General features: G+C 33.8%; 13 protein-coding genes and 1 riboswitch. Of the genes, 8 read left to right on the top strand and 5 right to left on the bottom strand.

Annotation, left to right across the window (positions count from 1 at the left end):
* Positions 1-105: 105 nt before the first annotated feature.
* Both BO51_RS07040 and BO51_RS07045 read right to left on the bottom strand, forming a co-directional pair.
* Positions 106-1,014, bottom strand: a complete 909-nt coding sequence (locus BO51_RS07040) for a pseudouridine-5'-phosphate glycosidase (protein WP_496485290.1) — start codon at positions 1,012-1,014, stop codon at positions 106-108.
* Positions 1,014-2,108, bottom strand: a complete 1,095-nt coding sequence (locus BO51_RS07045) for a PfkB family carbohydrate kinase (RefSeq protein ID WP_496485292.1) — start codon at positions 2,106-2,108, stop codon at positions 1,014-1,016. The genes BO51_RS07040 and BO51_RS07045 overlap by 1 nt, the downstream gene beginning before the upstream one ends.
* A gap of 267 nt (positions 2,109-2,375) precedes the next feature.
* Here BO51_RS07045 and BO51_RS07050 point away from each other — a divergent pair, with 267 nt between their 5' ends.
* The 6 genes from BO51_RS07050 to BO51_RS07075 all read left to right on the top strand — a co-directional run bounded on the left by BO51_RS07050 (position 2,376) and on the right by BO51_RS07075 (position 7,027).
* Positions 2,376-4,445, top strand: coding sequence for a BglG family transcription antiterminator (locus BO51_RS07050; protein ID WP_496485294.1), 2,070 nt, complete (start codon positions 2,376-2,378; stop codon positions 4,443-4,445).
* A complete protein-coding gene (locus tag BO51_RS07055) occupies positions 4,445-4,666 on the top strand; it encodes a hypothetical protein (protein WP_496485296.1) in 222 nt (73 codons plus the stop codon). The genes BO51_RS07050 and BO51_RS07055 overlap by 1 nt, the downstream gene beginning before the upstream one ends.
* 12 nt (positions 4,667-4,678) lie before the next feature.
* Positions 4,679-5,002 (top strand): PTS sugar transporter subunit IIB, encoded by a 324-nt coding sequence (locus BO51_RS07060; protein WP_496485298.1) that lies wholly within the window; start codon positions 4,679-4,681, stop codon positions 5,000-5,002.
* Between the two features lie 3 nt (positions 5,003-5,005).
* Positions 5,006-6,328: a PTS sugar transporter subunit IIC gene (locus BO51_RS07065; RefSeq protein WP_496485300.1), complete on the top strand. Its 1,323-nt coding sequence runs from the start codon at positions 5,006-5,008 to the stop codon at positions 6,326-6,328.
* Positions 6,321-6,656, top strand: coding sequence for a PTS sugar transporter subunit IIA (locus BO51_RS07070; RefSeq protein ID WP_496485302.1), 336 nt, complete (start codon positions 6,321-6,323; stop codon positions 6,654-6,656). Before BO51_RS07065 ends, BO51_RS07070 begins: the two co-directional genes overlap by 8 nt.
* Positions 6,657-6,754: 98 nt before the next feature.
* On the top strand, positions 6,755-7,027 hold the full coding sequence (locus BO51_RS07075) for a hypothetical protein (protein WP_496485304.1): 273 nt from the start codon (positions 6,755-6,757) through the stop codon (positions 7,025-7,027).
* A gap of 17 nt (positions 7,028-7,044) precedes the next feature.
* On the opposite strand, the gene BO51_RS07080 is transcribed toward BO51_RS07075, so the two are convergent.
* Genes BO51_RS07080 through BO51_RS07090 form a run of 3 tightly spaced genes read right to left on the bottom strand, consistent with a single transcriptional unit; the run spans position 7,045 to position 8,504 of the window.
* Positions 7,045-7,539 (bottom strand): hypothetical protein, encoded by a 495-nt coding sequence (locus BO51_RS07080; protein WP_496485306.1) that lies wholly within the window; start codon positions 7,537-7,539, stop codon positions 7,045-7,047.
* A 1-nt stretch (position 7,540) separates the two neighbouring features.
* Positions 7,541-7,981 carry a hypothetical protein gene (locus tag BO51_RS07085; protein ID WP_496485308.1) on the bottom strand — a complete coding sequence of 147 codons (441 nt, stop codon included), beginning with the start codon at positions 7,979-7,981 and terminating at the stop codon, positions 7,541-7,543.
* Between the two features lie 19 nt (positions 7,982-8,000).
* Positions 8,001-8,504 carry a hypothetical protein gene (locus tag BO51_RS07090; protein WP_496485310.1) on the bottom strand — a complete coding sequence of 168 codons (504 nt, stop codon included), beginning with the start codon at positions 8,502-8,504 and terminating at the stop codon, positions 8,001-8,003.
* A 97-nt stretch (positions 8,505-8,601) separates the two neighbouring features.
* Positions 8,602-8,771, bottom strand: a riboswitch (cobalamin riboswitch).
* Between the two features lie 266 nt (positions 8,772-9,037).
* Here BO51_RS07090 and BO51_RS07095 point away from each other — a divergent pair.
* Both BO51_RS07095 and BO51_RS07100 read left to right on the top strand, forming a co-directional pair.
* On the top strand, positions 9,038-9,961 hold the full coding sequence (locus BO51_RS07095; RefSeq protein ID WP_496485312.1) for a TDT family transporter: 924 nt from the start codon (positions 9,038-9,040) through the stop codon (positions 9,959-9,961).
* An 11-nt stretch (positions 9,962-9,972) separates the two neighbouring features.
* Positions 9,973-10,437, top strand: a complete 465-nt coding sequence (locus BO51_RS07100) for a C-GCAxxG-C-C family protein (RefSeq protein WP_496485314.1) — start codon at positions 9,973-9,975, stop codon at positions 10,435-10,437.
* Positions 10,438-10,725 lie beyond the last annotated feature (288 nt).

Raw genomic sequence — 10,725 nt, forward strand, 5'->3', positions numbered from 1 at the left:
TAAAATAATTAAACAGTAAATTAGTAGGAATTTAAATTCATAAGATTGCGACAATTATATATAAAAAAAGAGTTCGCATAAGCAAACTCTAATTAAAAAATTAAACTATTTATTCATTTCAACTGCGATTTTTGCTGCTAACAATGCATTGTTATAAACAAGTTGTATATTTGCCTCGAGTGATTTCCCCTCAGTTACATCTTTTATCTTTGATAGAAGAAATGGCGTGAGAGCTTTACCTTTGATACCCTTTTCATTAGCCTCTCTTACAGCTTCTTCTATGCTTTTATTAATTAATTCTTCATTCATGGAATACTCTTCAGGTATAGGATTTGCAATGAGCATACCGCCTTTTAAGTTCAAACTCCATTTAGCATTAATTATATCTGCAATTTCTTTTGGACTATCAACACGGTAATCAACGTCAAACTCGCTGCTTCTTGTGTAGAAAGCAGGGAGTTTATTAGTTTTATAGCCTAGAACTAACACTCCTTTTGTCTCTAAATACTCTAAAGTAAGACCTAGATCTAAAATGGATTTTGCCCCAGCGCATACTACTGCTACATTTGTTTGAGCAAGTTCTTCGAGATCTGCGGATATATCCATAGTAGTCTCTGCTCCCCTATGAACTCCACCAATTCCGCCTGTTGCAAAGACTTTAATTCCAGACATTTCAGCGATTATCATAGTTGAAGCAACTGTAGTGGCGCCATCCTTTTTCATAGCACATACATATGGGATATCTCTTCTAGATACTTTTAAAATTCCTTTTGTCTTTCCCATGTAGTCTATCTCTTCTTCTGTTAGGCCTGCGATGAGCTGCCCATTGATTATTCCAATAGTAGCAGGTACTGCGCCATTATCCCTTATGATTTTTTCTACATTCAATGCGGTTTCAACATTTTGTGGATAAGGCATACCGTGCGAAATTATCGTGGATTCTAGTGCAACCACAGGCTTATTTTCTTTTAAAGCATTTTCTACTTCTCTTGACAGTTTAACAATATTTTTCATCAATATTCCTCCAATTTGTTTATATATTCTTCTAACTTTTCTACGGATATATTTTTATTTATTGTATCTTCTGATTCCATTGCCACAAGGCTTGCAGCCATCGCATATTTGACGCTCTCTTTGAATGGTAAGGTATTGTATTCACCAAAGACTAATCCTGCTTGAAATGCATCACCTGCGCCAGTAGCATTCTTTATATTGGCTTTCTTGGCTTTTAATCTACCATGACATCCTTCTGTGCTATAAAAAGCACCTTTCTCGCCAAGTGAAATCACTATATTCTTCACACCTAAATTGTGGATGATATTGCTTGCTTTTATTAAATCCTCTTTATCCTCTATCTTTATACCTGTTATAGCTTCAACTTCGAGTTTGTTAGGCTTAATAGTGTGAAAATACCCCAACACATCTTTTGCTCTCAAAGCTTTGGAAAAAGAAACAGTATCTAAGAATAGCTTCTTATCCTTATAATTTTCGACTGCATATTCGAGTGTTTCTTTCTCTAAATTTGTATCTAGCACTATTATCTCGCTACCTTGCAATGTGATGGCATTTTCATACAGATAATTCTCATTTAGATATTTAAAGATATCCATAGAGGAAATAGCTACATCCATATCCATTTTCTCATCTAGTATTGCTAAATATGTGCCGGATGATTCATTTGAGATGGTCTTTATGTAACTAGTGTCTATGTTAGCTAGCTTGCATTCATCGACAATTTTTTCTCCGTACATATCATCTCCAACCACTGTAAACAATTTGGTATTTATTCCTAATCTGGATATATTTTCGGCAATATTTCTAGCAACGCCGCCAACTGACAACTTTACTAAGCCGGGGTTCGAGTCGTTTCTACGAAGCAATTCATTAGGGAATCCTACAATGTCGACATTTGCTCCTCCGATGACGCTAACATATCTCGACTCTTCAATTAAATAGCCTCTGCCCTTAATGATTCCCTTTTTAGTTAAATTGGCTATATGAACTGCTACACTCGACCTAGTAATATTTAACATTTCGGCTATTTCGTTTTGAGAAACTAGAGGATTTTTTTTGATGATGTTTAATATTTCAAGTTCTCGGTTTGTCATAATACCTCCTAAGCATACGCTTATATTAATAAACTTATGCTTATAGTATAAGCCTATATAAATCAAAATGCAACATATATTTTTTATATTTTTTTATAAATCCTATGTCAATTCATCATTGATTTAAAGATTAAAGGAAATATTAATATTTTGTCATATAACCATGACACAGATCTTACAACTTTGTGTTTAATATAAGCAATATAGTAATATAATATAGATGTAAAGTTATTTAATATTAAATAAATGGCATTGAAGGTGTATATTATGTCAAATCTAAGCGCGCGACAGTTTGATATATTTAAAAGACTATTGGATGGTGAAAAACTTAACATCGATGTTTTGTCAAATGAATATGGCATTAGCAAAAGAACTATATATAGGGAGATAAACGCTATAAATAAATATCTTTGCGATAATTACAATGTCATATTATCCAATGAAAAAGACGGGATAAAGTTAATTGCAGATGAAAAACAAATTGAAACAATCAAGATGGATTTTTGGACTAAGAGACCTGCTATTTCAATAGAAGAGAGAAAAAAGCTTATATTATCAGAGCTATTGAAAAATAGCGAGCCATTAAAGTTGGATTATTTTGCTAAAAAGTTCAATGTTTCATCAGCTACCATAAGCTATGATCTCAAAGATATAGAAAAATGGCTAAATGAACAAGATCTAGTTCTAGTTGCAAAACCTGGATATGGAGTTGGTGTTGAGGGAAAAGAAAACGATATTAGAAAAGCTATTATAAATTTCTTATATGAGAATGTTAAAAAAGATATTCTGATAGATGTATTAAATAAAAATTCTTATGCCAATGATATGCAATACGACCTTGATAGGTATTTAAAGGGAATTGTCGATATAAGCACACTCAATACAATAGAAAAATCAATAAAAAAGCTTGCAAAAGAGATTGAATTTGAAATGGTAGAAAGCTCTTATATGGGATTACTCATACACCTTGTGCTCGTTGTAAAAAGATTAGAGGCAGGGGATAAAATAGATATAAACCCAATCAAACTCAGAGAGCTGAAGATGTCTGAAGAATATCAATATGCAATAGTACTAGCAGAAAATTTACAAAAAGAACTAAACATACAAATTCCGGAGAGTGAGATTGGTTATATAACGATTCACTTAAAAGGCGCTAGATATAAGGATGTCACTAAAAATTCCGTTGACGAGAGCTTATTAAATATAGTAAACTCAATGATTTCCAATGCGGAAGAAATATTCTCTGCAAATTTTAAACAAGATGAGGTATTGTTTAATGGCCTATTAACCCACATAGGTCCAGCTATAGATAGATTGTTGAGCGGTTTAAATATCCGAAATCCATTGATTGATGACATAAAAAGCAAATATGCGGATCTGTTTACAAAGACAAAAGCAATTTGCAAAACTTTAGAACGCGAAATAAATATACCAATTCCGGATGATGAAATTGGATATATTGCAATGCATTTTGGAGCTTCAATTGAAAGAAAAAACAAAATTAAAAAGCAATATAATGTTCTAGCGGTTTGTGCCAGTGGCATAGGAACATCTAGGATGATGCTATCTAAGCTTCAGCTATTTCCTCAACTGAATGTGGTAGATGCGGTATCCAGCATGAAATTAGATGAAGCTTTAAACAAGTTTGATATCGACTTGATTGTATCAACTATACCGATTAAAAATACACAGATTAAGAGTGTTGTAGTAAATCCACTGTTGCTTGAAGATGATATTAAAAAGATCCAAAATGCATTAAAGACAGATTTGATAATGGATAACCGCAATTATGCAGTGCAAAGCAAAAGAGAATTTGACGCAATGTACATTGCAAAGTATGGTAAATACCTATTGGACATTTTAGAAAACTTCACAGTAATTGATTTAAAACAAAGCAATTCAAAGGAAATTATCAGAGAATTTCTTCTTTATTTGCAACATAGAGGCTATATAAAAGACATTTTGGATATAGAGGAAAAGCTGATAGGCAGAGAAGAGTTAGGGGCATTGGTTCTTCCAGAAAGGCAATTTGTGATATATCACTGCATTACAGAGCATATAGAGAAACCAATAATCTCAATTGGTAATTTGAAAAATGAAGTAATGATGAAAAACTTATTCAACAACAATGAGAGAGTACGTACAGCCATGTTGCTACTTTCGCCTGATGACAAAGCTTCAATTAGACTAATTGGAGATATAAGCGCAGCTTTGATAGAAGATATACAATTGCCTACTAGGATAAGTTCCGCAAAAACAAAAGAGAATATGGAAAGAATATTTTCAGATTTATTGAAGGTCAAGTACATGGACGAAATAAGGAGAGAGATGATGTGATGTTCTTTTTAAGTAAAGTGCAAGTTAAGATTTTTTACATTATTTTACTGGCAATATGGGGAGTTTCTGGAATATACACTATGGTCAATGAAGGTGTTTCCAGAGGATTGGTGGTGCTATTGTTTGGAGGTGGATTTATAACTTTTATATATTATGCTCAAAAATTTTTCATAAAAATGATAAAAGCTGAAAACAAAGCTTATCAAAAATTAAAAAAATAGGAGGATGATCATATGGCAATACATGCCGTAATTTTATGTAGCTGGGGTGCAACATCAAGCGCTTTGGCAAAAAAAGTTTCAGATGAGGCAAAAAAACAGGAATTGGATGTAGTTGTAGATGCTGGCGGAACAGGGGAGTTTAAAAAGAATGCGGAAAAATATGATGTAGCATTGTTAGAACCTCAAGTAAGACACCTGAAAAAAGAGATTGAGACAATTGCAAGTAAATACAACATTCCAGTGGATATTGTAGATATGCAAGCATTTGCAGTAATGGATGGCAAGAAAATATTAAAACAAATAATAGATCTTGCCAATAGCAAGAAGGAGGGCTAGTTTATGGATGGGAACAAACTAAACAACAGCCGAATTATGAAGTGGTTAGAAGAAAAAGTCATGCCGGTACTTGCAAGAATAGCACAAAATGTCTATTTGCAAGCTATAAGAGACGCATTTAGCAGTTTTGCTCTTCCTGTAATACTAACTGGGGCAATATTCTTGATCATTGCTAATCCTCCTACAGGTATAAACTGGGGTCCTATTATAGCTTGGGAAAATGCAGTAAAACCTATAATGGCACAAATATTGATTCCATTCAACTTGACTTTTGGAGTCATGGCGTTGATGGTCGCATTTGGTACAGCATATAGTCTTGCTTCTCGTTGGGATTTAGATGAATCTATGACTGGCTTGACAGCCATGTTAGCATTTTTAATAACATGCTTTCCAGCGACAGACATAACAAGCGTAAGCTTTGGAGAAGTATTGAATTATTTGGGAGGACAAGGGCTGTTTATTGCCATCATAGTAGGTATAATAACACCTATAGTAGTCAGATTTTTCAACAAAAGAGGAGTGGTCATAAAGATGCCTGAGCAAGTGCCTCCATATGTAGTGAGAAGCTTTATAGCTCTAATTCCTATGTTTACTATGATTATACTTGCTTGGGGAGTAGAATGGATAGTTTGGTCTAGGTATCAGATAACCTTGCCACAGCTTGTAATACAAGTTTTCCAACCGCTAGTTGTAGCTTCAAATAGTTATCCAGCAGCTATAGCTGAGACAATTCTAATGATGCTATTGTGGTCATTAGGTATTCATGGAATGAATGTAGTATCCTCTATCGCATATCCATTTTGGATGAGCCAATTAGCTGCAAATGCTGAAGCCGCAGCATCAGGAGCAGAGTTAACTGGAATTATAACTGAACCATTTTTCCATGTATTTACACATATAGGTGGTTCAGGATTAACTTGGCCATTGGTAATCATGTTCATGTTCTCAGCATCTGTACAATTAAAAACTATAGGAAGGGCGTCTTTAGTTCCAGCGATATTTAATATAAACGAACCTGTAATTTTCGGAGCGCCAATAGTATTAAACCCAATATTGATGATACCATTCATGTTGGCGCCTATGGCAGCAGTAACAATAAACTATATTGCATTTGCTACAAATATCGTCGCAAAACCTTTGCTACAGCTTCCATTTACAGTGCCGGTATTCTTAAGTGGGTTTATCTCTAGTAGCGGGGACTGGAAGGCGATAGTATTGCAACTTGTAAATATAGTAGTTGCTGGAATCATATATTATCCTTTCTTTAAAATGTATGAAAAACAGTTAATAAATTCAGAACAAGAAGGAGTAGTTGCAAATGAGTAATGATAAAATCGATGAAATGGATTTAGAAGAGATTATATACAATCTGGTGCTTCATGGAGGGAATGCAAGAGCCGAAGCGTACGAAGCGCTAGAAGCAGCAGAAGAAGGCAGATTTGATGATGCGAAAAAACACTTAGAAAAAGCTGATGAAGAATTTTATGAAGGGCATGACTATCAAAATAAATTAGTCCAAGGCAAGCAAAGCCAAGTTCCAAATTTCCTTGTAGTGCATGCTCAAGACCAACTTATGACTGCACTTGCTGAGAAAAATTTAATAAGTAGATTGATCAATTTATACAAAAGAGTGTATGACTTGGAAAACAAATAATAACGGCACCCCTATTTTATGGGGTGTCTATTTATATTTTTGACTAAATATATTATAATTTAGAAAAAGATAAAATAACTTGAAATGAAGGTGGTACATTGGAAGGGAATTTATTGCTTGTTTATCTACTTTTAGGCTTGATAACTTTGTTTTTGCAAATTGGATTTGCCACAAAAGAGAATAAAATCACAGGGTTTATATTGCCAATAGCATTTTTAATTACAGCTATTTATTATTATATTAGAGGAATATCAAATGGAATTGGGAATACTGAAGAAATAAGAGTAATGACAACTATTGGAATAGAAGGATTTATTATTTCCATAATAGTTTATTTGATAATTCGCTTGAGAAGAAAAGGGGGCAAGTAGAGCAAAAGCTCTACTTTTTAAGTATTAAGCTTTAGTAAAAGCTTTTTTAAAGGATTTAGCAAAAATAATGTTGCAACAAAAGTAACTAAAGCATTTACTATAGATACTTGAAATCCCAGCAATAAACGAACTATCAATCCATTATAGTCTAATCCGGCAGCAATTATATAAGGTATGTCAATCAAAGTTCCACATATAAACGCCAAGAAAAACCCTAATAGTGAAAGTGCGTACTCAGATCTTATTCTTTTACCTACAGTCGAATATATAAAAGCGTATTGCGGGAAAACAACTAAATACATTATTGTCCAGAGCCCAAAGCCACGTGTGAGCATCACCAAAAAGCAAAATATGGCAACGGCTAAATACGATTCATCTCTTTCTAGGCTTACCCCATACAAGAGGATAGTGAAGTTCACAAGCTCTACATATAGTAGCCCTGAGCCAATGAATTGAATAATATACAAAATGCTTGCAAGCATGGCTACTCGTGTTATTTTTTTACTGCTCATTTTACATTCCCATATCTTTAGTATAGTGGAATTCTATTTCATCTCCTTCGTTAAGACCAATCGAATCAACGCCCGGAGCTTCTCCTATTTTCATATCAAGTCCTTTTTCTTTGGATTTATACGAATACATCCACCAAGGTCCATTTGTCATGTCGGCAGTTTCAAGACCCAACAAGCCATCTAAAAATCTTCCATATTGCGTATCAGTCATTTTCACATTCAATTTTTCTTTATTTTCTTCTAGAAAATCTCCAAGATTCTCCTTTTCAGTTTTAAATTTTGTTTTTTCCATCAGCACTTCTCCGGTGGTATCATTGATGACTGTGATATAAATGTCTTTTTCGAGATCACTGCCTTGGAAGTATTTGTTTATTCCAAAAAACACTCCTGCAACCAAGGCTATTGCAAGAATTGCCAGTATAATTTTTTTAGTATTTTTCATTTTATTCTAATTCCTCCAGTTAATAAGATTTTGATATAAATTCAATTTCATTTATGTTTTCAAGCCTGTTAGTTTCTATTGCAAATGCAAACAGAAGATTAGCTGCCAAATTTGAAAAATCTATGAGCACCTGTGGCACAATTACACCTGATTTTTCAATTAGATGTAGATTTCTAGTGACAATTTTAGCTTCGCATCTTGCATTGTGATATAAAGTTGCAATACTAGAGCCTGTGGGGTATACAAAATTAATTAGTCTGTCTTTGTTTCTATCTTTTAATACATGATACATTATCAAACCTTCTTTGATATCAGCTTCGGAAATAGCCATTTTACCTCTTAGTGAGCCGTTCAAGTGCAAAACTCTCTCCAATAGCCACCAAGTTTCTTTTTCTAATGGAGTGTTTTGAGACAATATATGGCCTAGAGAAGCAGAAAGCTTGTCGGTGAGAATTTCATGATCTACAATTTTTGAATCTTCATTTAAAAAAGGATAACTTATTAAATCATAATCTGGTTTCATTTTAAACCTCCTCATAAACATAAAAAAAGCTCCTAAAAAGGAGCAAAAATACAATATAAAACTAATTGTTTCTTGTTTCCTCCTTTCCCTCCGAAAGTAAAACATAGTCTTTAAGGCAGGTCTCCTGGCTTATGGCTTAAACTTATCAAACCTTCCCATAGCAAAGCTACAGTGGATAAATGATAAGCATACCACATACAGTAGCGGGGGCTGCAGCGTTTCACGCATTTCCCTATTAAGTAGTACACCTTAAAAGAAATATGAAGTTGATAATATAATACATCATTATATAAGTTAGTTCAATAGGAAATTATAAAATTGACCTTTGCCGCTTATATAAATTGAAATAATAGATGTATCTTCCTTCGAAACTCAACATCTAGATTAGAATTGATAATTAAGCACTATAGTCCTCGGTTTTAAAACATAGATATTTATAAATTCAATTAAAATTATATTTTTATAAAACATTTCAATAACTATTCCCAAGATTTTATGGTAGACTGATAATTGACAAATTAAGGAGGGATCTTATGGAGAAAATCAAAAAAATTCCATTGCCAATTTCAGGGCTTATACTTGGGCTTGCGGCATGTGGGAATTTAGTACAAAGCCGTGGAGAAGTATATCGCAATATTTTCGGTATTATTAGTGCTATATTAGCAGTGCTTTTAATTATTAAAATATTTATGTCATTTGAACAGACAAAAAAAGATTTAGGAAATCCAGTAATTGCAAGCTCGTTTCCAACATTTAGCATGGCAATTATGATTTTAAGTACTTATTTAAAACCTTACTCTGATCCACTAGCTAGATGTTTGTGGATAGTTGGTTTAGCATTTCATATCATATTGATAATTTGGTTTACAATTAATTTTGTATCAAAATTTGACATTAAAAAAGTTTTTCCTTCGTGGTTCATCGTATATGTAGGGATAGTAGCCGGATCAGTTTCTTCTAAAGCATTTGGTTATGAGTCTATTGGAAGGATACTGTTTTATTTTGGATTAATAAGTTTTATAGTATTATTGCCTGTTGTAATAAAGAGAGTATTTGTTGTGAAAGAAATGCCTGAGCCGGCATTGCCAACTATAACTATTATGACTGCTCCAGCAGGGCTGTTACTTGCAGGATACATGAATGTATTCGGAAATAAAAGTTATGGGATTGTTTTAGCGCTTTTAATAGTTTCGCAAATTCTTTATATTTATGTGCTAACTAGATTGCCAAAGCTATTGAGCTTAAAATTCTATCCGTCTTATTCTGCATTTACTTTTCCAACTGTTATAACAGCAATAGGGATAAAGGGAGCAGCAAACTATTTAAAAGGAGTTAACGAATCATTAAGCTTTTTAACTTCAGTTGCATTGATTGAAGAAATAATAGCAGTTTTATTGGTTGTATATGTTTTAATAAGGTACATTTCATTTTTAAGTAAAAAGACAATTTCTAATTAAGGAGTGATATGATGACTAGAGAAGAATTAGTTAATCAAGTGAAAAATGAAGCTGAAGGCTATTTTCAAAGAGGAGAATTTTTCTGTTCTGAAGCAGTTGTCAGAACAATAAATAATTTGCTTGGGAAACCATATGAAGATGACATAGTAAAAATGGCATCAGGCTTTCCAATTGGCATAGGCAAATCAGGTTGTTTGTGTGGCGCGGTAAGTGGGGGAATCATGGCGTTGGGAATGGTTTATGGCAGAAATTATGGCGAGAAAATGGACGATTCAATGTTTCCTGTGGCAGCAGGATTGCATGACTACATAAAAGAAGAGTATGGGTCAACTTGCTGCAGAGTTATGACAAGAAAATGGGCTGGAGACAATTTTCAAAGTCCTGAAAGAAAAATGCATTGTGTTGAGATTACTGGGAAAGTCGCAGAATGGGTCGCAGACAAATTAATTGAAGACGGTAAAGTAGTTGTAGAATAAGAGAACACTGTATGGTTTAACCATACAGTGTTTTAAGTGTGCCCAGCATGAGCAACAACTAGGTGGTGAAAGTCCACTACGGGCTTGGTAGTAGGAACCGTTAGCCAAGAGCAAGGGTGTCCATGGTGACGTGGAATCTGAAGGAAGCTAGAGGCAAAATTCTGAACCGACGAACAGAAATCACATCAGGCTGAAGTAGAGTGGATGAGTTTGCTTAACAAAACAAAGTCCAATACTACCCGAACTCTACACAGTAAATGTGGCGGTTACATGGAAGGAAGGTTGTTG

Source organism: Soehngenia saccharolytica DSM 12858 (assembly GCF_059568515.1).

Bases quoted from the DNA above. Each gene is read 5' to 3' on its own strand.
- BO51_RS07040 (WP_496485290.1), bottom strand. From the start codon at position 1,014: ATGAAAAATATTGTTAAACTGTCAAGAGAAGTAGAAAATGCTTTAAAA.
- BO51_RS07045 (WP_496485292.1), bottom strand. From the start codon at position 2,108: ATGACAAACCGAGAACTTGAAATATTAAACATCATCAAAAAAAATCCT.
- BO51_RS07050 (WP_496485294.1), top strand. From the start codon at position 2,376: ATGTCAAATCTAAGCGCGCGACAGTTTGATATATTTAAAAGACTATTG.
- BO51_RS07055 (WP_496485296.1), top strand. From the start codon at position 4,445: ATGTTCTTTTTAAGTAAAGTGCAAGTTAAGATTTTTTACATTATTTTA.
- BO51_RS07060 (WP_496485298.1), top strand. From the start codon at position 4,679: ATGGCAATACATGCCGTAATTTTATGTAGCTGGGGTGCAACATCAAGC.
- BO51_RS07065 (WP_496485300.1), top strand. From the start codon at position 5,006: ATGGATGGGAACAAACTAAACAACAGCCGAATTATGAAGTGGTTAGAA.
- BO51_RS07070 (WP_496485302.1), top strand. From the start codon at position 6,321: ATGAGTAATGATAAAATCGATGAAATGGATTTAGAAGAGATTATATAC.
- BO51_RS07080 (WP_496485306.1), bottom strand. From the start codon at position 7,539: ATGAGCAGTAAAAAAATAACACGAGTAGCCATGCTTGCAAGCATTTTG.
- BO51_RS07085 (WP_496485308.1), bottom strand. From the start codon at position 7,981: ATGAAAAATACTAAAAAAATTATACTGGCAATTCTTGCAATAGCCTTG.
- BO51_RS07090 (WP_496485310.1), bottom strand. From the start codon at position 8,504: ATGAAACCAGATTATGATTTAATAAGTTATCCTTTTTTAAATGAAGAT.
- BO51_RS07095 (WP_496485312.1), top strand. From the start codon at position 9,038: ATGGAGAAAATCAAAAAAATTCCATTGCCAATTTCAGGGCTTATACTT.
- BO51_RS07100 (WP_496485314.1), top strand. From the start codon at position 9,973: ATGACTAGAGAAGAATTAGTTAATCAAGTGAAAAATGAAGCTGAAGGC.